The 26573-nt window shown below is 39.1% G+C and carries 26 protein-coding genes and 1 other RNA gene; 12 read left to right on the forward strand and 15 right to left on the reverse strand.

The annotated features are described in order from the left end of the window. Positions 1 to 38 precede the first annotated feature (38 nt). Together PSH50_RS06605 and PSH50_RS06610 are read right to left on the reverse strand one after the other, a co-directional pair. Entirely contained in the window at positions 39 to 2033 is a 1995-nt protein-coding gene (locus tag PSH50_RS06605) for an AAA family ATPase (protein ID WP_273609415.1), read from the reverse strand. Positions 2034 to 2040: 7 nt separating this feature from the next. Further along, entirely contained in the window at positions 2041 to 2940 is a 900-nt protein-coding gene (locus PSH50_RS06610) for a site-specific integrase (RefSeq protein ID WP_273609416.1), read from the reverse strand. Between the two features lie 224 nt (positions 2941 to 3164). Between PSH50_RS06610 and PSH50_RS06615 the strand changes: the two genes are divergently transcribed. The 5 genes from PSH50_RS06615 (at position 3165) to PSH50_RS06635 (ending at position 7673) form a co-directional block, all read left to right on the forward strand. After that, on the forward strand, positions 3165 to 4409 hold the full coding sequence (locus PSH50_RS06615) for an AAA family ATPase (protein WP_273609417.1): 1245 nt from the start codon (positions 3165 to 3167) through the stop codon (positions 4407 to 4409). Then, positions 4409 to 5071: an HNH endonuclease gene (locus PSH50_RS06620; protein WP_273609418.1), complete on the forward strand. Its 663-nt coding sequence runs from the start codon at positions 4409 to 4411 to the stop codon at positions 5069 to 5071. Before PSH50_RS06615 ends, PSH50_RS06620 begins: the two co-directional genes overlap by 1 nt. A 202-nt stretch (positions 5072 to 5273) precedes the next feature. Further along, positions 5274 to 6026: a hypothetical protein gene (locus PSH50_RS06625; RefSeq protein WP_273609419.1), complete on the forward strand. Its 753-nt coding sequence runs from the start codon at positions 5274 to 5276 to the stop codon at positions 6024 to 6026. A gap of 16 nt (positions 6027 to 6042) precedes the next feature. Next, entirely contained in the window at positions 6043 to 6540 is a 498-nt protein-coding gene (locus PSH50_RS06630) for an ImmA/IrrE family metallo-endopeptidase (RefSeq protein ID WP_273609420.1), read from the forward strand. 5 nt (positions 6541 to 6545) lie between these two features. Beyond that, the gene (locus PSH50_RS06635; protein WP_273609421.1) at positions 6546 to 7673 is read left to right on the forward strand and encodes a protein beta; all 1128 of its coding nucleotides are present in this window, start codon (positions 6546 to 6548) and stop codon (positions 7671 to 7673) included. A gap of 8 nt (positions 7674 to 7681) precedes the next feature. On the opposite strand, the gene PSH50_RS06640 is transcribed toward PSH50_RS06635, so the two are convergent. The 4 genes from PSH50_RS06640 to rsmI all read right to left on the reverse strand — a co-directional run bounded on the left by PSH50_RS06640 (position 7682) and on the right by rsmI (position 11772). Beyond that, positions 7682 to 8377: a sce7726 family protein gene (locus PSH50_RS06640; RefSeq protein ID WP_273609422.1), complete on the reverse strand. Its 696-nt coding sequence runs from the start codon at positions 8375 to 8377 to the stop codon at positions 7682 to 7684. A gap of 100 nt (positions 8378 to 8477) precedes the next feature. Further along, entirely contained in the window at positions 8478 to 10379 is a 1902-nt protein-coding gene (locus tag PSH50_RS06645) for a DUF3258 domain-containing protein (RefSeq protein ID WP_273609423.1), read from the reverse strand. A 127-nt stretch (positions 10380 to 10506) separates the two neighbouring features. Beyond that, positions 10507 to 10872: RNase P RNA component class A (gene rnpB / locus PSH50_RS06650), an RNA gene on the reverse strand. 42 nt (positions 10873 to 10914) lie between these two features. Then, positions 10915 to 11772 carry a 16S rRNA (cytidine(1402)-2'-O)-methyltransferase gene (gene rsmI, locus PSH50_RS06655; protein WP_273609424.1) on the reverse strand — a complete coding sequence of 286 codons (858 nt, stop codon included), beginning with the start codon at positions 11770 to 11772 and terminating at the stop codon, positions 10915 to 10917. A gap of 61 nt (positions 11773 to 11833) precedes the next feature. Between rsmI and PSH50_RS06660 the strand changes: the two genes are divergently transcribed. From PSH50_RS06660 to dolP, 4 genes are all read left to right on the forward strand, one after another. Beyond that, positions 11834 to 13717, forward strand: coding sequence for a penicillin-binding protein activator (locus PSH50_RS06660; protein ID WP_273609425.1), 1884 nt, complete (start codon positions 11834 to 11836; stop codon positions 13715 to 13717). A gap of 12 nt (positions 13718 to 13729) precedes the next feature. Further along, positions 13730 to 14101: a YraN family protein gene (locus tag PSH50_RS06665; RefSeq protein ID WP_004589112.1), complete on the forward strand. Its 372-nt coding sequence runs from the start codon at positions 13730 to 13732 to the stop codon at positions 14099 to 14101. A 68-nt stretch (positions 14102 to 14169) separates the two neighbouring features. Continuing rightward, positions 14170 to 14763 (forward strand): SIS domain-containing protein, encoded by a 594-nt coding sequence (locus PSH50_RS06670; protein ID WP_004589111.1) that lies wholly within the window; start codon positions 14170 to 14172, stop codon positions 14761 to 14763. Next, the gene (gene dolP, locus PSH50_RS06675) at positions 14756 to 15322 is read left to right on the forward strand and encodes a division/outer membrane stress-associated lipid-binding lipoprotein (protein ID WP_004589110.1); all 567 of its coding nucleotides are present in this window, start codon (positions 14756 to 14758) and stop codon (positions 15320 to 15322) included. Before PSH50_RS06670 ends, dolP begins: the two co-directional genes overlap by 8 nt. Before the next feature lie 71 nt (positions 15323 to 15393). Here the strand turns inward: dolP and PSH50_RS06680 are convergent, their stop codons facing one another. From PSH50_RS06680 to zapE, 8 genes are all read right to left on the reverse strand, one after another. Further along, entirely contained in the window at positions 15394 to 15831 is a 438-nt protein-coding gene (locus tag PSH50_RS06680) for a ClpXP protease specificity-enhancing factor (protein ID WP_273609426.1), read from the reverse strand. After that, the gene (gene sspA, locus PSH50_RS06685; protein ID WP_004589108.1) at positions 15831 to 16457 is read right to left on the reverse strand and encodes a stringent starvation protein SspA; all 627 of its coding nucleotides are present in this window, start codon (positions 16455 to 16457) and stop codon (positions 15831 to 15833) included. Before sspA ends, PSH50_RS06680 begins: the two co-directional genes overlap by 1 nt. Before the next feature lie 80 nt (positions 16458 to 16537). Continuing rightward, positions 16538 to 17287 carry a cytochrome c1 gene (locus tag PSH50_RS06690; protein WP_024033324.1) on the reverse strand — a complete coding sequence of 250 codons (750 nt, stop codon included), beginning with the start codon at positions 17285 to 17287 and terminating at the stop codon, positions 16538 to 16540. Beyond that, complete coding sequence (locus PSH50_RS06695; protein WP_004589106.1) at positions 17284 to 18549, reverse strand: cytochrome b N-terminal domain-containing protein; 1266 nt, start codon at positions 18547 to 18549, stop codon at positions 17284 to 17286. The genes PSH50_RS06690 and PSH50_RS06695 overlap by 4 nt, the downstream gene beginning before the upstream one ends. Continuing rightward, on the reverse strand, positions 18549 to 19139 hold the full coding sequence (petA, locus tag PSH50_RS06700) for a ubiquinol-cytochrome c reductase iron-sulfur subunit (protein WP_004589105.1): 591 nt from the start codon (positions 19137 to 19139) through the stop codon (positions 18549 to 18551). The genes PSH50_RS06695 and petA overlap by 1 nt, the downstream gene beginning before the upstream one ends. Before the next feature lie 555 nt (positions 19140 to 19694). Further along, positions 19695 to 20087, reverse strand: coding sequence for a 30S ribosomal protein S9 (gene rpsI / locus PSH50_RS06705; protein ID WP_024600778.1), 393 nt, complete (start codon positions 20085 to 20087; stop codon positions 19695 to 19697). Between the two features lie 8 nt (positions 20088 to 20095). Further along, positions 20096 to 20524 carry a 50S ribosomal protein L13 gene (gene rplM, locus PSH50_RS06710; RefSeq protein ID WP_004589103.1) on the reverse strand — a complete coding sequence of 143 codons (429 nt, stop codon included), beginning with the start codon at positions 20522 to 20524 and terminating at the stop codon, positions 20096 to 20098. Between the two features lie 285 nt (positions 20525 to 20809). Further along, the gene (gene zapE / locus PSH50_RS06715; protein WP_024033326.1) at positions 20810 to 21898 is read right to left on the reverse strand and encodes a cell division protein ZapE; all 1089 of its coding nucleotides are present in this window, start codon (positions 21896 to 21898) and stop codon (positions 20810 to 20812) included. Positions 21899 to 22032: 134 nt separating this feature from the next. On the opposite strand from zapE, the gene PSH50_RS06720 reads away from it, so the two are divergent. The 3 genes from PSH50_RS06720 (at position 22033) to PSH50_RS06730 (ending at position 25161) form a co-directional block, all read left to right on the forward strand. Beyond that, a complete protein-coding gene (locus PSH50_RS06720) occupies positions 22033 to 22476 on the forward strand; it encodes a YhcB family protein (RefSeq protein WP_273609427.1) in 444 nt (147 codons plus the stop codon). Between the two features lie 149 nt (positions 22477 to 22625). Then, positions 22626 to 23978: a Do family serine endopeptidase gene (locus tag PSH50_RS06725; protein WP_004589100.1), complete on the forward strand. Its 1353-nt coding sequence runs from the start codon at positions 22626 to 22628 to the stop codon at positions 23976 to 23978. A gap of 100 nt (positions 23979 to 24078) precedes the next feature. Next, the gene (locus PSH50_RS06730; RefSeq protein ID WP_024033328.1) at positions 24079 to 25161 is read left to right on the forward strand and encodes a trypsin-like peptidase domain-containing protein; all 1083 of its coding nucleotides are present in this window, start codon (positions 24079 to 24081) and stop codon (positions 25159 to 25161) included. Positions 25162 to 25307: 146 nt separating this feature from the next. On the opposite strand, the gene murA is transcribed toward PSH50_RS06730, so the two are convergent. Next, positions 25308 to 26567 carry a UDP-N-acetylglucosamine 1-carboxyvinyltransferase gene (murA, locus tag PSH50_RS06735; protein ID WP_004589098.1) on the reverse strand — a complete coding sequence of 420 codons (1260 nt, stop codon included), beginning with the start codon at positions 26565 to 26567 and terminating at the stop codon, positions 25308 to 25310. Positions 26568 to 26573 lie beyond the last annotated feature (6 nt).

A 26573-nucleotide genomic window follows, 5' to 3' on the forward strand; every position in this document is an offset into this window, starting at 1 on the left:
CGAGCTAGAACACATAATCTGTTACAACCTCGACTTAATTAAAAACCTATGCGCCGTTTACAATCGCCTTTCAATTTCTGCTCTTCAAACAAGAACTCTAATACTTCACTTGATGTCGGCGCTTTATTCAAAAAACGCATTTTTCGTGCTGTCACACTAAAATCACCAGGAGTAATACGATCTAATCCAACCAACTTAGCGGTTTCACTTTTAGCCAAGGTTTTTTTGCCTGTTAACTTTAATATCATTCGTGATACTTGTTCAGGTGTTAAGTAATCTAGTTCAAGCTTGAAGTCACAACGTCGCAATAAAGCTTTATCTAAACGCTTTTTAAAATTGGTGGCGGCAAAGAAAGGAAGTTCAAACATTTCAAGGTTACACAATAGTTGGTTTACGGATTGAACCTCCCAGCTATTTGTGGCGCCCTCACGGCTTGAAAATAAGCTGTCGGCTTCATCAATAAATATAGCCGCACCTTCTTCTGTAGCCCGTATGAATAAGTTCTTTATATTTTGCTCACTCTCCCCCACCCATTTACTTAAAATATCTGAAGCCTGAACACTAATTAGCTCAAAACCAGCTTCATGGCATACATGGTTAACAAATGCTGTTTTACCAGTACCCGCAGGGCCAAATAATAAGGTTCTCGCACCATGATGGTTATTCAGCGCGTTGGTTATATCATTAAGGTTAGAAAATGAGCCCTTTAAGTTAATATTGGTATGGTCAAACTTAAGCTCAGGTTTGTAATGCATTTGGTTTAAATCAACACCCGATGCAGCCATTACCCCTTCAACATATGAATCTATAAATTCTTGTGCAGCTACGCTCTCATAACCACATAAACTAGCCCCATGGCTGGCTTTACTTATATTCGCCAAGCTTAGGTGTTTATTCGAAACCACCTTTTCAATAAAGCTTTGACTTACTTTTAGCTCATTAAAGTACCCTAAGGCATGTTCTAAACGCTTTTCTTTGGTTAGTTGGGGCATTTCAAGTACAAAATCAAAACGCCGTACACAACTTTCAGGGATTTCTTCAATATGGTTCGTTATCCATATGGCTGCACCATTAGGTTCTTCAATTAAGCTATGCAAAAGCTCTTTTGGTTCACTGGAGCCAAACATGTTTACATCGAATATATCTTCGCATTCATCTATAAGTAACACTCCATCACGGCGTTCCCCCATTAACCTACGTGCCATAGATAAGTTATGAATGCGGTAGCTGGTTGAAGACTTTGTGCCTAACTGTCTTTCAACTTGTGCATCAACTTCAGAGCTAGATTTAACCTTCATTAAAACTAAGTCAGCATTACTACATAAAGACTTAGCTAATTCAGACTTACCTGTACCTATAGCCCCATACATCAATATATTTAAGCCTTTATTATTTGATCCCTTCCAACCATTTAATAGGCTTTTTAGGTGTAACGTATCCCTATGGCCAAAAGAGCTTAACTTGTAACTAGCTGGCTCTTCATTTTTTAAAAATAACCCTAATGCATCTTTAGTCTTGTATTGGGAGCTAGTAAATAAATAATGGGCAAGTGATTTAGGCAGTAATGGTAGCTCATAATCAAAAATACGGTTTTTGTATAATCCAATCGATTCAAGTGCTTCTAAACACTCTTCCAGCTCAATATCTCCAAGCCCTAATAACACACTGAATGCATCAGAATATGAATACGCAGATTTAGTAATAAACTGCTCTATAAACTTAAAAATGGTTGGTTTGAGAGTACCAACAACAATAAACTCAATAAGGGAGTTAGCATTGCTTGGCAAGCCAATACTTTTGCTAAAGTAACGGCTGTTTTTTGAAAGTAACTTTTGGTCAAAGTCTTTGGTTATCTCAACAAACGATTCGTATAAATCATCCAAATCAATAGGTAAATTTGATCTTTTTGAACAAGATAGCTGCTGTACTTCCCTAGGGCTATATTGCTCAAATGTATCATCATCAAACAAGCCTGACTCTATTAACTTGATACCATAATGGCTAGTAAATTGGCTAATTAGCAACTTATTCATAATCACCTCACCCATTCACCGATAAAGTATTAACAGCGCGTTTTAAACTATCTACGCCACGTTTATCGTATAGCTGTGTGGTAATAATGCTTTTATGCCCTGCCAACTTACTCACAGTCGAAATATCCACACCATTAGCCAAGAGCGATGAGATATAGGTCCGTCTCATATCATGAGGTGTAAACTTTTCCCCTAAAACATGACTCGTTCTGGCCGTTACAACGCTATATATAGTTTCAGGTGAAATACCACGAGCTTGAATAGCTCTACCATTTAAAACCACACAAAATAGTGGCCCCTCGTTATTACCACGTACCGTTAGCCATGAGCTTAAATACTCTAATACCCACACTGGTAAATACTGAGTTCTAGTACGGTTTCCTTTTCCCTTATGGATAACAACTAGCTGATCAGCCATTGAAAAGTCACTAAACTTTAAGGCCGAAACTTCAGATCTTCTTAATCCCGCACCTGCCATTAAAGCCAATAATGCAATATCACGTGTGTTAATAATTGAAGGTGGTGTGTAGGGCTGTTTTAACATGCTTTTTAGCTGTGTGGCTGTAAGTGACTTACCTTTTAAGCTTGGTTCTATATGAGGGAGTTTAAGCACATTAAACTTTTCCAGTTCGTGCTGCTCAATTAAATTCATTAAAAAAGCAGTTTTAGCTATGGCTTTAATTACTTGAAAGGTGAGTTGGATAGTTCTAGCTGACTTATTATTGAGTACTAAGCTTTGTTTAAGTGTAGAAAGCTGCTCAAAACTTAACCTGTGCAATGGTAATGCGGCTAGCTTACCATTCAATAATAAAGTGTTTTTAACACTTTTTATCAGTGAAATAACAGATTTTCGCCCTGTAGGCGCTAAGTTATTTAAGTAGCACTCTGTAGGTGTGTAACTAGACATAATAGATACCTTTTATATGTAAACATATAATCGGTATACATGACTAACTACTTAAAACCAGTGTTGTTTTTGACAGTTTATATAAAGTTACTTTCGCCCCTTAAGCAACAAATAAATCTATTTGCTTAAATTTAGGCGATTATGAATCTATATTTATCAGATTTGATGAATCATAAAAATATAAGCTGTATAGTAATTAAAATTGCTTAAAGGAATTAACTTTAATGACTGCTTACGTTACAAAAATCAAAACAAAGATACCTTACACCAATAAGCACATAGAAATTGATGCACAAGGAAAAACGATTATCCTTACTGGAGGTAATGGATGTGGTAAAACAGCATTACTCAAACTATTACAAACTAAGCTCAATGAAAAGTTAATCGATAAACAAAACAAAACAGTGGCAGAGTTAGAAAGAATAGTCACAGCTTTACGCTTAGACATTAGTAGCAAATCTCCAACAGATGCACACTATGATCGTACTACTTACGTCTTAAATGAACACTTAGCTTTATTAGAAGATGCGAGAAACCCCATTTTAGAATTAAACAATACAGCTGAATTCATAGAGAAATACAAAAATAAAAGTTCTGTTCTGCTAATGTTTGATGCAATGAGGGAGTCTAAAATAATAAAGCCAATATCAGTATCAAGTATTGAAGCGTTGAGGGCTAAGGATAAAAATGGCAATAAAGGAAAACATAATACATCTAGCTTATTTGAAGAGTTTTTAGTAAGCAATATTGCTAAACAAGCATTTTCAGAGTCAAAAAAAATTAGTAACGATCCTACTGAAGCCGAGCGTATTTCTATGTGGTTTTTTAAGCTCGAAAGTGATCTTAAAGAGCTTTTCGAAGATAATAGCTTAGAAGTTAAATTTAATTCAGAGTCTTTTTCTTTTAAAATTCATCAAAAAGATAAGGAACCATTTACCTTTCAAACGCTTTCATCGGGCTATTCTTCAATAATGTCTGTGTATGCAGAATTATTTACAAAAATATCTCTTAGCTCAATCAACCCTGAAGATTTAAGTGGAATAATTATAATAGATGAAATTGATGCTCATTTGCATGTTTCGCTACAAAAAAAGATTTTAAAGTTTTTAACTAAATCATTTCCACAAATCCAATTTATTGTTTCAACACATTCGCCATTTGTTGTTTCGTCTATTGAAGATGTCGTTATTTATGATTTATCTAAGCAACAACAAGTAGAAAACTTATCTCTTTACTCTTACGACTCAGTTCTTGAGGCGCTATTTGGCGTACTACCTATATCGAAACACCTGCAATCAATCGTAGAGAACATTAGTTCGCTTCTTGAACAGAGGCCTATCAATATCAAGGCACTTGAGAGTGTACTAAAAACCCTTCCTAATGATATTGAAGGTATGGATCCAGAGTCTGAATATTTCATTAAAACAGCCAAACTTGCTCTTCAAAAGAATAAAATTAGGCTATCATAATGTTTAATGTTAAAAGAAATATAGATGCCCCTGAGTCACTAGCAAAAAGAAATAGTTACTCTGAAAAAGACGTATTTACAGCACTAAATAAAATTTTTCATAAAAAGTGCTATATCTGTGAAACAAAAGAGCCGCTTAACATTAATATAGAACACTTTATAGCCCATCGTGGTAATGAAGATATAAAGTATGATTGGGAAAATTTATATTTAGCCTGTGGTCGGTGTAATAATATAAAACTGGCTAAATTTAACGACCTTATAGATTGCTGCGATGATAAGGTTGATGTTATTAGAGCGATTAAACATCTCCCTCCACATACTCCATATGCAAAAGAATTAAACATATCCGCACAAAAAACTGACGAAAAGACTCTTACTACTACGAAGCTAATTCAAAAAGTATTTAATAGTACGCATACAATCAACAAAGAAGTTACATCTTCATATTTGAGAAAAAACGTATTTTACCAATTTAACAAGTTTAGAGATCTTCAGATAACTTACTTTGATGAGTTAACACTAGATGAAAAGAAACAAGAAGCTTTGGATAAAATGAAATTACTTCTCAAAGCATCATCCCCTTATACTGCATTTATAAGCTGGTGTGTACTAGAGGATGAAGAACTAAAACCACTCCTAGAAGATTTTATTTGTAACTAGAGCTAACCAACTAACGTTAATATGTATTAACGTTAGTTACTCTAACTATAAATAACAAACAAACTTGATTCAGACTAAGAAATAGCTTCTTTTATAGCTTTTTAACCTGTACGATAATAGTTCAAATTAATATATACAGTAGACAAGTCAGACACTTATGATTACTGTAACATAACTATATAAATATAATATGAGATTAAAATTGAAGCTTCTCTTTACTAATATAAAAACTTTTAATTTTACTATTTTATACCTTGTGGCCTTACTAATTACAGGGCATATCCAAGCAGCTGAATCTAATGATAAAGATAAAGTTACCGTTTCACAGAGTGAGCTGAATGATATACGTGTAGCGTTAGAGGAGCAAAAAAATACAATTAGTTTAGTTTTAGAAAATCTTAATAATTATCAATCCCTAGAGTCTAAAGTTGAATCAATTAATGAAGCACTCATCACTATTGAAAAAGTACATAACTTAAAAACTGAGCCTAAACAGAGAAGTATAAACTTAGAAACTAAGATGGAATCCGTTGAATCTTCTATAAATACTATATATGAAAGGGATGATTTTTTTTCTTATGCAGATTGGGCTGCAATTGCCATAACTTGCGTAGCTGTTTTACTTACTGTTGTCGGTTTAGCAATAGCGGGCCTAGCCTTTTGGGGGTTTCGAGAAATTAAAGAGCTAACCAAGAATAGTGCAGCAGCAGAAGCAAAAGTAGTTGCAGAAAAAACAATGGAAGAGACACTCAATAGCGTAGTAAAGAGTGAGCTTGAGAAGCTAATTAATAATGGGAAATTAAGAGAACCGCTTCAGGATGCCGTTGATATGATACTGAGAAATGAAAGTGATTCGAGCACTAGGACAGCAGCCCTTTTTGATGAATTAGATAAAAATGAATTGGATATCGATGAATTTGAAAGCGAAAGATCTAATAACGAACAACATCAATAATTAAAGGAATACAAAAATGGCTAGTTCAGCGGAATGGAATAGACTAACAGCGGCACAACGTTCTACTATACAAAGTTTCCAATTAAATACTCCTGTAGCTATTGGTAAAGTAGCGCAATCATTTGGCATTGTAGTAAAAAAAGCTACTTTGGAAGGAAATTTAGCCGGTGAGATTAAAGAAACTGATGGTATAGTCACCATACGTGTTAACAGTCATGATGTAAAAGCTAGGCAGCGATACACTATAGCTCATGAAATTGCTCATTACCTATTACACCGCCACTTACTTAAAGATGGAATTCAAGATACGCCTCTATACCGCTCTCATTTATCAAGTACAATAGAACGAGAAGCAGATTCGCTAGCAGCTGATATTTTAATGCCAGATCATATAGTACAAAATCTTTTGAGCAATCACTCCCAAGATTATAAAAATGAAAAGCTATATGAGATTGTAGCTGAAAGCTTAGGTGTATCGAAAACGGCCCTTAAAATAAAACTGGGTGTTGCGTGAAAGCTATGATCAACGAAACCTACAACTACTTACCTATATTAGCAATAAGCACTGCTGAAATGAGTGCGTTAGAAAAGCTTCCTGAAAAAGATAAAGACCTGATATTACCTATCTTTCCGATTAAAGGATGGTTAGGTTCCCATACTCTAGATAAAACGATATCAAGAATTATGTCTTCATTAGGTGAACGACCTTGGATTGCTGATATAGATGGCGACTTTGTTTTTGAAAATAAAAAATATCAAGCAGCTCCTGAATCACAAAGAAAAGTATTTAAAGAGGTAGACAGATTACTGGACCCAACGAATGGCTACCAGAACTGGGTTGATTATATTGAAGGTCTAAATAAAGTAATCCCAGTACTACAAACTCATGACATCTCAGAGGTTGACTTACAAATCAAGAAACTATCTTCTCTTCAAAGGGGCTTAGCTGTTAGGTTCATTATAAAAAAAGATAGCCCTGATAAAATAAATAATATCGTCAAAGCTTTAGTGATTAACAAAGTAGAAAAATTGCTAATAATTATAGATTTAGAAGATATAAAACGAAGTGATGTTTTGCAAAGTGCTCAGTATGGATTATTAGTATCCAAGTTAAGTAAATTTATTCCCAATGCTATATTTTCAACTTCAGCTTCATCTTTCCCTTTTAGTTTTAGTGGGTCTTATAGAGGTGAGTTACCTATCTATGAAAGACAACTCCATACAGAGGTCTGTAAGTTATGCCAAGATGTCAGAATTATATATTCAGATAGGGGAAGTGCTAGAGCAAATAAAGCTGGCGGTGGAGGTGGTTTACCGCCACCAAGAATTGATTATCCTCTAAAAAATGATTGGCGATATGTTAGAAAAGAATTCACAGATATGAAGGATCTGGATGCTTGTAAGAAAGAGAAACACTTTTTGTATCAAGAGGCTGCGAAGGAAATTACTAATAGTGACTATTGGGTAGCTGACCTTCGATTATGGGGAGTTCAAATGATTGAAAAAACAGTAGCCCTAAGAGATGAATATTGTATCACCTCACCTAATAGAGCAACAGCCGTTCGCATAAACATCCATCTTTACCAGCAGTTACATTACTCCGATAGAGCTATTGACCTATCAACGGAAGAGGACTGGGTGGACTAACCTACTCATTATCCTACACAGAAATTGAGTAATTTATTATTTAGGTCTGCAATAATATCTGGTAGTTCTTTATCCGCTTTTACTTTTTTATTTTGTGATAAAGCTAGTAAATCGGTATTTTTTACATCTCTACCTTTTACGCTATTTAAGAATAGATTTACACCATCTGAGTAACGATTAAACAAACCTCTTAGCGCGGCCTCCCTTAATTTTGTAACTGATAACTTCGAAACAGCTTTAACTAGCTCATTCCTGCTTCTAACGTCACATTCTAATTCAAATAACCTAGAGGTTTTTGCTAAGTCTACAACTCTCATTAAGTCTATAAAGGTGGACTTTTCTTTAATTTTTAATTTTTTACCTCTATTTATTACTTTAATACCTGAATCAGTGATTTCCCAGATTCCAACTCTATCAGGCAACTGTTTCTTTGCTTTTTCCAAATGTTTTGTAGCAACAACTACAATTACTTTATCGAATACTTTTAAGTAGTCACTAACTTGCCCATCCAAACGATTAAGAGTGTCAAATTCACTTTTAACCTCAATACCAAGTATTTCGTTATTATTAACTAATGCTAAGTCCACTCTCCTAGAAAACCCACCATAAGTGAACTCATTAATTATTAAGCTACCTTCTTTAATAACCTTTTTCTCTATAAGATGGTTAATTAAAAGTGCTTTAATATCAATTTCAAATTTCATTTCAACCGCTTTCACCTACTTTTGTCTATCAAATTATAGCATACAGCCATGCTAATAATCATACACCGAAATAGATTAGTCTAATCTAATTTAATGTATTTTAGCTTAGAAAAAATGCATTAACTACATCGTCTAGTCTAGTTAAACTAGCTCCACCATGCGTATATTTGTCTGTAATCCCACCTTTTGAAAGTTCATGACCAACTATTTGCTGAATCAGTGAGAGATCAAACGCGTGGTTATTTCTTATGTTACTTATGAACGTATGTCTAAAGCTGTGATAACTACGTAGTTCATCTAATTCATTCACACTAGGTATTTCAAGTTCTACAACCAAACGACCGAACCAACTAGTGATACTCTCTGCTGATGTTATTTCATATAGAATACGTTCTTGCGCTTGCTCTACATACTCTAAAAAGCCAAACTCAATTAAGCGTTTATGAATAGGAATTTTACGTTTTGCGTTACTTGTTTTAAGGCGTTGTGATTCGTGTTCATCAGTTACTAATATGTAGTTAATACCATCTTCAACACGGATATCTGGTTTTCTTAACTGATAAATTTCTGTGCGCCTTGCGCCTGTGTACATGGCTAATAAAAGTGACCACTTTTGCCACGCATGCTTTGTTTGCATTGCGAATACTTCAAACTTAGTAAGTTCTTCGCTATTAAAAACACCACGTATACGCTGTTTAAAGTCTCGTTTTATAGTACATGGTGAATGCTGAATATATTCAACAGTATCTCTTTTAGCATACGAGAAAATCCCCTGTAACCACTTGTAATAGCCTTGAACTGTTTTAGGTGTCACTAAGTCATCTTCTGGCACATCAAAGTCTAGGCACTCTTGTAGGCTCATTTTACTGTATGGTGCGCGATTCTTTTTAGGTAGCTGATAACAACGGTCAATAAAACGACCTATATCACTCGCTTTGTAACTTTCAATTGCTTTATCTTCACTCAGTAAACACCATGCTTCGTAGTGGCGAGCATATTCTTTTACAAGCCTATCGCTTAAACCTGCCTTTACTTTAAAGTCTAAAAACTCGGCATACACTTCTGAAAATAATGGGCCTTGAGTTTGTTGTTTTTCTTCTCTTGGCTGACTTTCAGCTATGGTGTGTGAGCTTTTATTAAACATTGAATCTAATAAATGTTTTTGCTCTGAATCTTTAGTTAAGCAAGAGGCCAAGTATTTAGCCTGTAAATTTCTTGAGGTTTCTAGCATACTTTTAAATGCTGAATACTCTAATGAGCTATGTTCAAACTCTACATCGTGTTTGTTGAGAGTATCTATTGCATCAATGTTATCAGCGTAAAAGTTGTCATCTTCATCTGAGTCATCAAACAAGTCTTCATCTGTTTCAACTTCAGAATTATTAAACATACCAGCGAGTAAAAACGTATCTAATTGGCGTGCAAGTTGACGAACACTTTTTTCGATTTGTTTATTAGCTACAATGTCGGCATTGCTCAAACCACTATTTTTAAGTGCCATGTACTTGCTGGCCAGAACATAAATATTGAGCACTTCATAATCATTGTTTTGTAAAGCTTCAACCAATAATTCACCTGTTTCACCATCTGCAATAGAAAGCATAATGTTTGCTGCGGTTCTTAAATGTCTAGGTGAGTGATTATTTAGCGGCTTCGCTTTAATGCCATTTATAGAATGTGCTGTAGAAGCATAACGTTGTTCTTCTTTTGCTATTATTTTTTTGCTTAGCTCATGGGTAAGTTTTTGCTTCATATGAATTAAGATACGTTTTGCTTGAGTGATTAAAGTTTCAGTATCTATATTGTGTCGATCACTCGCAAGTATTTTTAGTTTATCTAGTTCGGGTTTGATCAATTCAAGAAAGTTTAAAGCATGATGAAGGTGTTTGGTTTTAAGTGAAATGCGTATATCGGAGCCGATAAATTTACGAGGGAAAACATAACGAAAATAGTAACGTTCTTTTCGTAGTATGAGGTGTTCGGGGAGTTTGATATGTCTCATTAAGTTACCTATGTGTAAGTAACGTATTGAGTTTATTTGGCACACTATTTGGCACACTTTTGAAATTTTGTGCCATGAGATTAGTGGTTCAAGCGTAAGCACCTAATAAATCAGATGCTTACGCTTGAGTTTGAGTCAGCCTATAAGCCGGGTTCTGTCCTTTCCGAAGAAAGTGATAATCATTCGTCTAGGCCATAAATCGCTCTATGGCTCAAGCAACCTACCCGGTTCCAACGTGGGCCACGCCATAAGGAACCCTATTTGGTCTTGCTCCGAGTGGAGTTTACCTTGCAACCAACTATTACTAGCGGCCCGGTGCGCTCTTACCGCACCCTTTCACCCTTACCAACCCGAGGGTTGGCGGTCTCCTCTCTGCTGCACTTGTCGTGGGCTCACGCCCCCCAGCCGTTAGCTGGCACTCTGCCCTGTGGAGCCCGGACTTTCCTCCCCCTGATCATTTTCGTCACAGGCAGCGATTATCTTGGCTAACTCGGCGCGCAGTATACATGAGCTGTGCCTTGTACGCAGTAAAGATTTACTCTTTTTCGTCAATAATTGTTTTATACAGGGCGTTTTTCTTCATTCCAAAGTATTCAGCAACAATACCACAGGCTTTTTTCATCGGCATTTCGCTTTCAAGTAGCGCCAGCATTTTACGCGCCTCTGGCGGTATATCACCTACTTGCTTGGGTTTACCTGGCAACATTAGCACTATTTCGCCGCGTTGCTTGGTTGGGTCATCAGTTAAAAACTGCTTTAACTCACTTACGCTACCATTAAAAAAGGTTTCAAAGGTTTTGGTAAGCTCTTTTGCAAATACCACTTGTTGCTCACTACCTAAGGCTGCTTCTAAATCATCTAGGCTTGCCATAATACGGTGGGTGCTTTCGTACATTATGCTGGTAATGCTTGAGTTTACAGCTTCTATGAAAAAATCTTGGCGGGCTTTACTTTTAGCCGGTGTAAAGCCAATAAACTGAAAGCGATCTGTTGGCAGGCCTGAGCAACACACTGCAGTAATAGCAGCACACGCACCGGGCACGGGTGTTACATGCGCGCCTTGCTCGCGGCACAGGTTTACTACGGCATAACCTGGGTCGCTTATCAGCGGCGTGCCGGCATCTGAAACTAGCGCGATATTTTTGCCTTCGTTTAGCCAATCAATAATCTGCTGCGCTTTTTGTTTTTCGTTATGGTCATGTAATGCAAAGGTTTTTGCCTTTATACCAAAGTGGCTTAGTAGTTTACCGGTGTGGCGCGTGTCTTCAGCAGCGATTAAGTCAACTTGCGATAATGTCGCGATGGCACGCTGGCTTAAGTCGTCAAAATTGCCAATTGGGGTGGCAACAATGTAAAGAGTGCCAATTTTCTGTGAATTCTCCTCATTTAACATTGAGGTCTCCTGCGTCAGTCAGTAATATAAGCAAATCGCGTTAACGTATTGGGAAATCATTGTGCGACTTAAACTTGTTAGTCTATTAATTATATTGTCAGGGTTATCGGCCTGTAGCACAACCGAAAAACCAACTAAAAATAGCGATAGCATTAACACCAGTGCGAATGCGCTGCAAAATCAAGCAACCAGTGCCGATGCTATTTATAAATTAGCGCTTAATCGTACCGGTGCCGACAAAATTCAATTGCTTTATAGTGCGCGTGATGCGGCTATTTCGGAGCAAAGCTGGCCGTTACTTGAAAACATTTGTAATGAGCTTGAGCAAACCCCAAGTGTAGATAAAATTCAGAACCGCTTATACATTGCTTATGCACAAAAGCAGCAAAATAAAAACGACCAAGCGCTCGTTATTTTGCAATCGCTCGATGGCCAGCTTAAACAGCCTGAACACTTTGCTTGGCATCAATATTTAACTGCTTGCATATATGCATCGCAAAACTTTCCTAAGCGCGCCGCACCTTATTTTTTTAGAGCCTCAGAAACTGCGAATAAAAATAATATTGAGATCCCTGCTCTACAAAGTGCGCTGTGGGATAACTTAACAAAGCTGTCTTCTTATGCGCTGGAGCGCTTTAATCGTGGCTCTGTTATTCAACAAGGTTGGACTAACTTAGCTTTATACCACCAAGTATATGCAAATAGCGGTGTAGAGCTTGACCAAGCCATCAATAATTGGCGCCGTCGCTACCCTGGGCACCCTGCCGTAGCTATTTTACCCGAGCAAGATGAAGCCCTAGCCGACCTAGCACCAGTTAATATAGAGCGTTTAGCTGTACTTTTACCGCAATCAGGCGCAAATGAGCGTTTAGGTGACGCCCTAAAAGCCGGCATTTTGGCAGGGCTTGATAAGCAAACTATTAGCGACACTGTTTTTATAGATGAGAACCTTTCAACCCAAGTGCTAAGCGAGCAGCTGAGTCAATTTAATCCCGACTTTGTGATTGGGCCACTATTAAAAGCGAATATAGATAAACTTGCACAAGCTAAAACACTTATTGATACCCCAACATTACACTTAAATACATTTGATGGTGAGCGACTCTCGCTGCAACATTACTTTTTTGCTTTAAACCCTGAGCATGAAGTGCAGCAAGCGCTGGAGCACTTTTTAGCTAAAGGTTATCAAAAGCCTATGTTATTAGCGCCTAATAATGCCAATGGTCAGCGTTTGGTTGATTACTTTAATATTCAGTGGCAGCGCTATAGCGAAACAAAACCGCAAATTGGGTTTTATAACGATAACAAAGACATGCCAAACACAATTACAAGCTTGTTAGAGGTTGATAAATCTAAGCAGCGTATTAAAACGGTTAAGTCTTTATTTAAACAAGAAGTAGAAAGTGAAACCCGCTCTCGTAGCGATATTGATGCGATTTACATTTTAGGCGACGCTATAGAAACACGCCTGATAAAACCTTATTTAGATGTAAATGTAAGTACTTTTGCACAGCGGATCCCGCTTTATGCCAGCTCTAAAAGCCATAGTAAACAAATAGATCGCACCGATAAAGGCGATTTAGAAGGGCTTTACTTTACAGAGCTTCCGTGGATGCTTAATGCGACAGTTAAACAACATAATTTACGCAACCAATACAACACGCTGTGGCCTGAAAATGCCGATATAAGCCAACGCCTATTTGCTATGGCTTACGATGCCGTGTCGGTGCTAAGCGACATTAGGCAATTGAGTGTAATGCCCGGTAATAAGTTTACAGGTTTAAGTGGGAAGCTTTCGGTAAATACAAGCGGACACATAGAGCGTACGCTTGATTGGGCACAATACACAAATAGACGCATAAAAGCCGTACAGCTAGAAACAAAGCAGCCCGTGCCTTTATTTATGCAATCAGCCAACGAAAGCACTACGCTTACGTTTGATTAATCTGGAGCGGCTATGTCGTGGTTTAAAGAGCTGTGGCAAAATAGCCGAGAAAAAGGCCAGTACTATGAACGCCAAGCAGAAAAATACTTAACCCGTGAAGGGCTTACGCCTATTGAGCGTAATTATTATTGCCCCTTTGGTGAGCTTGATGTAATTATGAAACACGGCGATACGCTTGTATTTGTAGAAGTTAAGTTTCGTAAAAACAATGCTAGAGGCGGTGCAAATTATGCCCTTGGCGCACAAAAACAAGCACGACTAAAACGCACTATTTATCACTACTTGGCAGCAAAAAACTTAACTAATCAGCCTATAAGAGTCGACTACGTTGCCATTACAGGTGAAGGCTCTGGCAATATAAATTGGATCAAAAGCGTACTTTAACACCACGCAAACAGATTAGTAAAACGCCCAGCAACAAACAAAAATGACGAATAAATTATTGGTAGTCTATGCAAGATACAATTAAAGAAATTTTTACAGAAAGCATTCAAGTACAAATAGCAGCAGGCGAAGTACTGCCAAGCGCACTAGAGTCTGCGGCATTTACCATTGCACAAAGTTTAATTAATGGTAACAAACTCCTTTGCTGTGGCACGGCAAACTGCCATATGCTAGCGCAGCACATGGCCGGCGTATTAGTTAATCACTACGAAACAGAACGCCCCTGTTTACCTGCTATTGCGCTATCTCAAGAAAACATCAATTTAGGGCAAAGTAGCCAAGTAGATGAGCATGATACCTTTGCTCGCCAAGTACGTGCCTTTGCACAACAAGGCGACTTACTGCTTGCGTTAGCAATTAATGGCAACGAAAAACATATTATTTCTGCTGTAGAAGCTGCACTTACTAAAGATATGAAGGTCATAGTGATGGTAGGTGACGATGGTGGAGAACTCGTTGGCTTATTAGGCCCTAATGATGTAGAAATTCGTACGCCTTCTAAGCGCCCTAGCCGCATTATTGAATCTCACTTAGTTAACTTACATTGCTTAAGTGAACTGGTTGATTTAACTCTTTTCCCGCAGGATGAAAATTATGTTTAAACGCTCTCTTATTGTTTTAGGTACTGTTGTTTTACTGCAAGGCTGTGCAGCCGCAGTGGTTGCAGGAACAGCTGGTGCAGTAACAGCAGCAAATGATCGCCGCACCATTGGCTCGCAAATAGACGACAATAATATAGAAATTAAAGCCAGTATTGCGCTTAGTGAAGTTGAACGACTAGAAAAATTCGCCAATGTAGACGCTATAAGCGTTAATGGCATTGTTTTACTGGTAGGTCAGGTTGCCAATCAAGAAATGAAAAACCAAGCTCAGCAGAGCATTGAGGGGCTCTCAGGTATACGTAAAATACATAACCAAATTAGAATTGGGTCAAATATTGGTATTACCACACAAACGCACGACTCGTGGCTAACCTCTAAAGTAAAAGCACAGCTTTTAACAGCTAAAGATATACCGAGCAATAATATTAAAGTAGTGACCGAAAACGCTGAAGTATTTTTAATGGGATTAGTATCTGAATCTGAGTCTAACCAAGCGGTTAACATTGCACGCAATGTATCGGGTGTAGAGCGCGTTATTAAAGTGTTCGAATATTTATAAAATACATAAAAAGCCGTTGATAAGGCACATAAAAAAACCGCTTAATTAGCGGTTTTTTTTGTATTTAAGCGTTACTTGATAACGCGTAAATGTGAGCCTTTTTTCTTTTCTGGCTTTTCTGGCGGGGTTTCATCAATAATTTCATCTGATGTTTCCACACTTTCAAGGTCAGGTGCAAGATCGTCTTCGTCCTCTAAAAACTCATCTGCAGTAAAGACTGTTCCTTCGCCATTTTCACGCGCATAAATAGCAAGCACCGCACCTAAAGGCACATATACTTGCATTGGCTGTCCGCCAAAGCGCGCATTAAAGCTTAGTTGTTCCATATCTAACGAAAACCCAGTAACGGCAGAAGGGCTAATATTAAGCACTATTTGGCCATCTTGTACAAACTGCGTAGGCACTTGTACTGCTGGGTACTGCGCATCAACCACTAAATGTGGTGTGCAGTCGTTATCTACGATCCAATCAAAAAAAGCACGTAGTAAATAAGGACGATTAGGCGTCATTATAAACGGATCTCACGCTCTGCTTCAGTTAAAGAAGCTTGGAATGACTCACGCTCAAATAAGCGGATCATGTACTCTTTTAGCTCTTTAGCGCCAGAGCCATTAAGCTCAATACCAAACTCTGGTAAACGCCATAATAGTGGTGCTAAATAACAATCCACTAAGCTAAACTCTTCACTCATAAAGTATGGAGCTTCGTTAAAGATTGGTGCAATTGCAAGTAACGCTTCAGTTAACTCTTTACGAGCTTGTGCAGCATCTGCTGTATTGTTAATGATTTTTTCAGCAAGGCTGTACCAATCAGTATCAATACGGTGCATCATTAAACGGCTACGACCACGCATTACCGGATACACAGGCATTAGTGGAGGATGAGGGAAACGTTCATCAAGGTATTCCATGATGATGTTTGCCTGATATAAGCCAAGCTCACGGTCAATCAGTGTGGGTACTGTACCGTAAGGGTTAATTTCGTGAAGTGCCTCTGGCAAGTTATCCTTTTCAGCCAAATGAATATCTACACTTACACCTTTCTCTGCAAGTACAATACGTACTTGGTGGCTATACATACAGTTAGCACCAGAAAAAAGGGTCATTACAGGGCGCTTATTGGCAGCTACGGCCATGCCTATACCTCCATTAAATAACTAAAACAGCAATAGGGGCTTAAGCCCCTATTGCAAAATTACCTTGTAAAATGCTCAAATTAATGAACATCTCTCCAGTATTCTTTCTTAAGCATAAATGCCAAGATAAACAGGATAACTAAAAATCCAATTACCTTAATACCTAACGCTTCTGACTCAAGGCGTGTAGGTTCACCTACATACTCTAAGAAATTCGTTAAATCACGAACCGCTTGATCGTACTCATCAACGCTTAATTCGCCCTTACCATCTGTTTCAGTACCAACAACTTTAGTCACTGTTTGACCATGTTGTTCAACTTCTTCAATGATAGGTGTTGGTAAACCTTGTAGTTCTTGAAGAACATGTGGCATACCCACCGATGGGAATAACGTATTATTTACGCCAAACGGACGAGATTCATCTTTATAAAACGATTTTAAGTAAGTGTAAATCCAATCACTGCCACGCACACGCGCCACATTGGTTAAATCCGGCGGAGCCGCACCAAACCATTTAGCAGCATCTTCTTTTGCGATAGCGTTAAGAATATGGCCACCTACTTTTGAACCATCAAAAATCAATTGCTCTTTGCCAAGCTCGGTTGGAATACCAATATCACGGAAAGTACGTTCATAACGTTGATACTGCATTTGGTGACAACCAAGACAGTAGTTCATGAACAACTTTGCGCCGCGCTGCAAAGAAGGCTGATCAGATATATCGTTACCCGCTTCCATAAGAGGAACCGAAGGACCCGCAGCCATAACCATGTTAGGCAGCAAGTTTACTGATAAAGCAAATACACCAATAAGTAGCTTTTTCATCATTTCGTTAACCTCTCAGGCAATGGCTTAGTTTTTTCATTCTTACTGTATATAAATAACAGTACGAAGAACATAAAGTAAGTCACAGTACAGATTTGAGAAATTATCGTTTTCATATCAGTTTGTGGCGTTGCACCCACCCAACCTAAAAGAACGAAAGTTACAACGAAACCTGCAATGTTCCATTTGTGGAAACCACAACGGTAACGAACCGATTTAACACGACCACGGTCAATCCACGGTAACAATGCGAGTACCACAATTGACGCACCCATTGCCGCAACACCGATAAGCTTATCAGGGATTGCACGTAAGATTGCATAGAATGGCGTAAAGTACCAAACTGGGAAAATGTGCTCTGGTGTTTTAAGTGGGTTTGCTGCTTCAAAGTTTGGCGCTTCTAGGAAGAAACCATTCATCGCAGGCATAAAGAATACAACCCAACAGAACAAGATTAAGAAACCAACCACGCCCACAATATCTTTTACTGTGTAGTACGGGTGGAACGGTATCGCATCAACAATGTCTTTTTTGTCGGTGTAATACTCATGGAATTTAAATTTAGACTTATCTTCTTCAGCCACAGTGCCTTTTTTGCGTTTTATTTCAACACCGTCAGGGTTGTTAGAGCCCACTTCGTGTAGCGCAACAATGTGTAAGAACACTAAAATTACAATAACCAATGGTAGTGCAATAACGTGTAATGCAAAGAAGCGGTTAAGCGTTGCACCCGATATTACGTAGTCACCACGGATCCAAAGTGTTAAGTCATCACCAATTACCGGAATAGCCCCGAATAACGAAATGATTACCTGCGCACCCCAGAACGACATTTGACCCCATGGTAGTAAGTAACCCATGAAGGCTTCAGCCATTAATGCTAAGAAAATAAACATACCGAACAACCACAGTAATTCACGTGGTTTTTGGTAAGAGCCGTAGATCATGCCACGGAACATATGCATATAAACAACGATGAAAAACGCAGATGCACCCGTTGAGTGTAAATAACGTAATAACCAACCGTATTCAACATCACGCATGATGTACTCTACTGATGCGAAAGCGCCTTCAGAAGAGGGAACAAAGTTCATCGTTAACCAAATACCAGTAAGTATTTGGTTTACTAGTACTAACATGGCTAGTGAGCCAAAAAAGTACCAGAAGTTAAAGTTTTTAGGTGCTGGATACTGTGCAATGTGCATGTTCCAAACACGTGTCATTGGGATACGGTCGTCAATCCAACTAACAATTTTACCAAACATTAGGCTACCCCTTTTTCTTCGCCCACTAAAATAGTGGTTTCATCAAGAAAAGTATAAGGTGGTACTTCTAAGTTCAATGGTGCAGGAACTGATTGAAATACTCGCCCAGCCATATCAAATTTAGAACCGTGACATGGACAGTAAAAACCATCATCTGTCCCTTCAACTTTTTCACTAAAGTTACCTTGGAAAAAGCCTGGAGAACACCCTAAATGCGTACAAATACCAACAGCGACAAAAATCTCTGGGCGTAATGAACGGTAATCATTTGTTGATGATTCTAGTTGTTGTGGCTCTTGCGATTGCGGATCACGAAGTTGACCTTCATGTTCTTTCATCTGCTCAAGCATTTTAGGGGTACGTGATACAACCCATACAGGTTTACCACGCCACTCGACACGTATTAATTGTCCTGGCTCAAGTTTGCTGATATCTACTTCTACAGGCGCACCCGCAGATTTAGCTCGCTCACTTGGATTCCAAGACGCAATAAAAGGAACAGCAGCCCCAGCCGCACCAACACCACCTACAACAGAGGTAGCTATGGTTAAAAAGCGACGTCGGCCATTGTCTACAGGCGCATTGCTCATCCACTTATCTCCACTATGATTCCCAACACTTGCTATATTGAGAACATCAGTTACAGCAGGTTAATTTTTCGAAATTTTTAAAATAGAAGCGATCATAATTAAAACCCTTGATTAAAACAAGGTTATTCACAGCCTCACGCTCGAATAACCCGACTTGATCAATAGTTTGATAAAGTAAGCTCGAGAATAAAGCCGAATGACTATAATAGCGCTTCTGTAAAAACAATATACTGACCAAGATCAACCCCACTACGAGGAAACAGATAAACTGTACATGGTGATGTTGAACTTGCTCATACTACTTGCCAGCCAATTGTAGCAAAAAATTCCACCAATTAACTGATGGATTTACACTAATTGCGATAATTATTTAACTTTTTTGCAGCGAAATGGGTATTTTAAAGCTTTCGTACATTAAATACGCAGTATTTATAAAATATGATCAGCGCCTAGCCTTAAAAAAGCGGGCTTGAGGTAGGTAAGTACTTAAATTTTAATGCCAAAAACAAAAAACCCAGCATAAGCTGGGTTTTTGAATTCTTGATAACGTAAAAATTAACGTTTTGAGAACTGTGGACGCTTACGCGCTTTCTTAAGACCCACTTTCTTACGTTCAACTTTACGTGCATCACGTGTAACAAAACCTGCTTTACGAAGTTGTGGACGTAATGACTCGTCAAACTCCATAAGTGCACGAGTGATACCGTGACGGATAGCACCAGCTTGACCAGTTGTACCACCACCGGCAACGGTGATGTGAAGGTCAAATTTTTCAGTCATGTCAACAAGCTCAAGAGCTTGACGAACAACCATGCGTGCTGTTTCGCGACCAAAGTACTCTTCTAAAGAGCGCTTGTTGATTACGATGTTACCAGTGCCTGGGCGTAAGAATACGCGAGCACTTGAACTTTTACGACGACCTGTACCGTAGTATTGATTTGCCATGATAGTGCTCCTTAAATGTCTAGAACCTGAGGCTGTTGTGCAGCATGGTTGTGCTCAGTACCTGCGTAAACTTTAAGTTTACGGTACATAGCGCGGCCTAAAGGACCACGTGGCAACATGCCTTTAACAGCTTTTTCGATGATCATTTCAGGCTTTGCAGCTTGAAGTTTATCAAAAGTAGTAGACTTAAGACCACCTGGGAAACCAGTATGAGCGTAGTACACTTTATCTTTGAATTTGTTACCAGTTACAGTAACTTTCTCAGCGTTGATAACGATGATGTAATCACCAGTATCTACGTGTGGAGTGTATTCAGCTTTGTGCTTACCGCGTAGGCGATGAGCGATTTCAGTAGCGATGCGACCTAAAGTTTTACCTTCAGCGTCAACTACGTACCAGTCACGTTTTACTGTTTCTGGTTTAGCAACAAACGTTTTCATTTATAAAAATCCAATGTTTTTCAATTAAAACCACAGGCAGTTATTATTAACTACCGCTCTAAGTATGCTATAACCCCTTCGAGTTTTAGACTTTAGCGCCGCTCACAAGTGGCTAAACTATATGAGGACATAGAACGCAACGTGGCAGACGCGGGAGTATACCAGCACTTAAAACACATTGCTACCGAGCGGTTGTTTTTTCCACAAGAAAATTACAAAAATTTATGCATTTATATAAAAACAACAATAAGGGCACTTTAAAGAGTCGCTACGGTCGTATTAGCGCTATGCTAAATGCTCTTTTGCTAAATACTCTAAAGACTGCATTTCTTGCAGGCGGCTAATGCAGCGCTTAAATTCAAAGTTAAGATTGCCTTGGGTATAAAGCTGCGTGATCGGTTTTTCAGCCGAAATAATTAATGTTACATGTCGCTCGTAAAACTCATCCACTAAAGCGATAAAGCGCCTAGCTGCATCATCATTATTTTGTCCAAGCTGTTTAACATTAGAAATAATAACAGTGTTATATAAGCGGCTAATTTCCATGTAGTCGACTTGGCTACGTGCGGTTTCGCACAATTCGCTAAATTCAAACATCACTACACACTTAGCCACTTTGCGTGTGTTGATTAAGCGCCCTTCTATTTCTATGGGTTGATCAAGCTCCCCCGCCTCTGGCGATAGCTTATCAAAATATTCAAATAAGTTTTTATCGGCTTGCTCATCTAACGGGCTGTGAAATATTTCGGCTTGCTCAAGTGTACGCAAGCGATAATCAATACCAGAGTCTACATTTACTATTTCTGTGTTCGCTTTTACCAGTTCAATGGCCGGAATAAAACGCGCACGCTGTAAGCCGTTTTTATATAAATCATCAGGTACTATATTAGAGGTAGCGACTAATACTATATTGCGAGCAAATAATGCTTGCATTAAGCCGCCGAGTAACATGGCATCTGTAATATCTTGAACAAAGAATTCATCAAAGCAGATGATATCGGTTTCGGCTTTAAATATGTCGGCAACAATTTCCAGTGGATTGCTTTTATTATTTAGCTTTTTTAGTTCATCGTGAACTCGGTGCATAAAGCGATGAAAATGCACACGCATTTTACGCTCACCTGGCAGCGCTTCGTAAAAGGTATCTACTAAATAGGTTTTACCACGCCCTACACCCCCCCAAAAATAAAGCCCTTTAATTGGCTCAGGTTCGCTTTTATTAAACAACTTTGCAAAAAAGCCTTGTTGCTGTGGTTTTTTATTTGTGAGGTCATCGTATAAACGTTGTAAATGGCGCACTGCATTTTCTTGTGCTTGGTCATGTACAAAGTCATCGCGCTTAAGATCTTGCTGGTAAGTTTGCCAAGGAGTCATATCTAATTACATTTTAAACACAGTTTAATTTGCACAACATATTAACACGCATCTTAACTCGGGGTATATTACCCACAGGATGATTTATATTTGAATCAGGCATTATTAGATATTTTTCCCAAAGGGGTGAAGTTATGGGCACAGTTACGTGGGTAGGTTTAATTATTATTACTGCTGTAGTGGCATTTTTTGTTGGTGCATTCGTTACTAAAAAGCAATTTAAGCAAGATGAATTAAAAGAACAAGCCGAGCAAGCACAAAACGCGCTTGAGCAGTATCGCCAAGATGTGGCCGATCATTTAGCAAGCACAGGTAAGCTTGTGAATAAAATGAAAGAAAACTACGACCAACTACTCAGCCATGTTGAAGAAACCAATCAACTCTTACTTGATGATAAAAACAAAGCGCCTAGCGAGCCGTTTTTCTCTAAAGAAACAACAGAGCAATTACAAGCGTCTTTAAAAGAGCGCGAGATTGACCGTTCATCGGCACAAGCACAACCTGCCGATTACGTCTCGGGTGAGTCTGGTTTATTTGCAGGGCAAAATGGCGATACAAAACCTGCAAAAGCCTCTTAACACACTGAGCACGCTAAAATGTTAGTGCTATCTTGAGGAACTTTTTTTTGACCCCATAGTCTTTAAATGTAACAGCTTTATATTTAAATTCGAAAAGGCTGCTTATGCAGCCTTTTTGCTTTTCCTGTGATGTGGAGTACACCCTGACTATGAAAATGAAATTATCACTTATTAGTGCTGCAATCTTATCTACAAGCTTATTACTAAGCCCAATGGCCTCTTATGCAAAACTGCCTATTGCAGTTAACGGCCAACAATTACCCACACTTGCGCCTATGCTTGAGCAAATTACCCCTGGCGTTGTGAGCATTCAGGTTTCTGGCTCAAAAGAAGTGCGCCGTCGTGCAGACCCGCTTGAATACTTTTTTGGTAACCCTCAACCACGTAGTCAAAAGCGCCAATTTAGCGGTTTAGGCTCAGGGGTTATTATTGATGCCGACGAAGGCTATGTAGTAACAAATAACCACGTAATTCAAGATGCCGAAAAAATGGTGGTAACGCTAGAAGACGGCCGTGAATTTGAAGCCACCAAAATTGGTACCGATAAAGAGTCTGATATTGCGCTATTACAAATAGATGCAGATGACTTAACCGAAGTTAAACTGGCAAATTCAGATAAATTGCGTGTCGGCGACTTTGCAGTAGCAATTGGTAATCCATTTGGTTTAAGCCATACAGTAACCTCGGGCATTGTAAGTGCATTAGGGCGTAGTGGTTTAAATATTGAAGGCTACGAAGACTTTATTCAAACCGATGCAGCTATTAACCAAGGTAACTCAGGAGGCGCTTTAGTTAACCTAAATGGTGAACTCATTGGTATTAATACTGCTATTTTAGGTGCCTCGGGTGGAAATGTTGGTATTGGCTTTGCCATTCCATCAAATATGATGAAAAACTTAGTCGACCAAATTATTGAACATGGCGAAGTACGCCGTGGCTCACTGGGTATTTCTGGCCGCCCACTTGATGCAGGCCTTGCAAAAGCACAGCAACTTGACGTTAAACAAGGTGCTTACGTTATGCAAGTAATGGATGATACCGCAGCAAGCAAAGCAGGTATTAAAGCTGGCGATGTTATTATTAGTATTAATGGCAGCGATATTAGTGGCTTCCACGAGCTGCGCAGTAAAATAGCAACGTTAGGTGAAGGACGCGAAGTTAAATTAGGTATTTACCGCGATGGCAAAGTAAAAACCATTAAAGTAACGCTTGATGGTGCATCGGGTGTAACCGCCGCAGGCGATGAACTGCATCCTGCATTCCAAGGTGCAACGCTTGAAAACGTGCAAAAAAATGGCACTAAAGGTATTGAAGTCGCCACAGTAGATCCGCGCTCTCCTTCTGCACGTGTTGGTCTTGAAGAAGGTGATGTGATTGTTCAAGTTAACCGCCAACGTGTAGAAAATATTCGTCAAATGAACAAAATTATCGAAGATACCCAAGGTAATATTGTACTTGGCGTTAAACGTGGCAGAGAGTCTATCTTTGTACTTATCCAATAAGTAACACGTTATAAATAAGCAATAAAAATAACAGCAGCACTTGCCGCTGTTATTTTTTTTGTGCCATCATAAAGAATTGCTCACTAACAATAAGAATCTCGTGCTGAAATTACTAAAATTTGTACTTCCCCCTTTGTTTGTCGGTTTAGGTATCGCTTTTTTAGTGGTTTTTTTCAGCCCTAATATGCGCGCCTCTTTACTCCCTAATGTTCCCTTGCCCAGTGCTATGAGCTCGAATCACCTTAGTTTTGCTGACGCGGTTAAACGTGCTGCACCGTCGGTAGTAACTATTTTTTCAGAAAGCATTTCTAAAGAGCCTCGATATAAGCAACAAAACACCGTTCAAGAGCTTGGCTCTGGCGTAATTATGGCGCAAGACGGCTACATATTAACTAACTACCACGTTATAAATAATGCAGATCAAATCTTGGTTATATTAACCGATGGCCGACGCTTTTTTGATGTGCAGTTAATTGGCTTTGACACCATTACCGATTTAGCCTTATTGAAAATTAACGCCGACCACCTGCCGGTGATCCCCGTAAACGATAATTACACCACCAGTGTAGGTGATGTAGTGCTGGCCATTGGTAACCCACTCAATTTAGGGCAAACCATCACCCAAGGTATAATTAGTGCCACCGGTAAACAAAAAATTACCGATAGCCCTTATAACAACTTACTGCAAATGGATGCAGCTATAAATGTAGGTAACTCTGGCGGTGCTTTGGTTAATTCAAATGGTGATTTAGTGGGGATCACGTCTGCGCAGTTTAAAACCCGTGAAAATCTTAATATCCAAGGAATATTTTTTGCTGTTCCCTATTCACTCGCTAAAGAAGTAATGGCAAAGCTAATACGCCATGGCCGTGTAGTACGTGGCTATTTAGGCTTTGAAGGCACTGCGGTTGATAGCACGGGCAAAGAGGTAAACGACAGCCTTACTGAGGTTGCAGGTATGCGCATCACCAATTTAGACCCATTAGGTCCTGCATGGCAAGCTGGCATTGAAGAGCAAGACATCGTTATTAAAATTGCAGGGTTAAGTGTGGCCAACCCGCAAAAAGTACTCGAAAAAATAGGCAATACACAGCCCGGTAAAGAAATAGAATTTGAGCTGTACCGTAACGGTAAAGTAGAAAAAATAATGGTTAGAGTTGCAGAGCTCGAAACTAAACTCTAACCAAAATGGCAATAAAAAGGTCGGATAGCAATACGCGTATCCGACCTTTTTTATGTCTACAGTAAACTGTGTTTAACTCAGCGCACTTAATTTAGGAGCAAGTGTGCTCTCACCTCAAAACAAATAAATATTATTGCGAATGGGTATTAGCTACTTCTGCGCTTAATATTGGCACCTAAGCCACTGAGTTTATCTTCAATGCGTTGATAGCCTCGGTCTACGTGGTAAATACGATCGACTACCGTTTCACCTTGCGCCACAATACCGGTTAAAATTAAGCTTGCAGAGGCGCGTAAATCGGTTGCCATTACTTGTGCGCCACTTAAACTTTGCGTTTCACCACAAATAGCGGTGTGCCCTTCTAAACGAATATTAGCGCCCATGCGTTGTAACTCTGGTACATGCATAAAGCGGTTTTCAAAAATGGTTTCGGTAATTGTTGCACTACCATTAGCCACTACATTTAACGCGGTGAACTGCGCTTGCATGTCGGTTGGAAAACCAGGGTGTGGCATGGTTTTAATATTAACGGCTTTGAGCTCACGATTACGCATATCTAAATAAATGCTGTCATCGTTTACTTCAACTAATGCATTCGCGGCACGTAATTTTTCAATAACAGGCTCAAGTGAATGAAAATCTGTTTTTTTACAAAGTACTTCGCCTGCAGCCATCGCTGCTGCAACTAAAAAAGTGCCCGTTTCAATGCGGTCAGGTAAAATGCTGTGTTCACAGCCGCCTAAACGCTCTACGCCATCAATTTCTATACGGCTTGTACCTGCACCAGTAATTTTTGCACCCATAGCAATTAGGCAATTGGCCAGGTCAATAATTTCGGGCTCGCGTGCTGCGTTTTCAAGCACCGTTTTACCATCAGCAAGTGCTGCGGCCATTAGTAAGTTTTCGGTTGCGCCAACACTAACCATTTCCATGAAAATTTCAGCACCTTTAAGGCGGCCTTCTACCTTTGCATTGATATAACCATTTTCAACGTTTATTTGTGCGCCCATGCGCTCTAAACCTTGAATATGTATATCAACCGGACGTGCGCCTATAGCACAGCCACCAGGTAGCGATACCTGCGCCTCACCAAAACGCGCCACTAAAGGCCCAAGCGCCAAAACAGAGGCACGCATTTGCTTAACTAAATCATAAGGAGCAAGCGTTTTATTAACGGTTGCGCCATCAATATACAGTGTATCGCCTTGCCAATTTACAGTTGCGCCTAAAGTGCTTAAAAGCGCCTCAGTGGTCACAATATCGCGAAGGCGAGGAACATTCGTAAATGTACTTTTACCATCGGCAAGCAGTGCGGCAAACAAAATTGGTAATGCGGCATTTTTAGCGCCAGAAATAGTTACTTCACCCGCAAGTGAAGTGCCACCTTGAATTACAAACTGATCCATTAAGAG

The organism is Pseudoalteromonas sp. Angola-7 (genome assembly GCF_028599255.1).
Lineage (GTDB): Bacteria > Pseudomonadota > Gammaproteobacteria > Enterobacterales > Alteromonadaceae > Pseudoalteromonas > Pseudoalteromonas atlantica.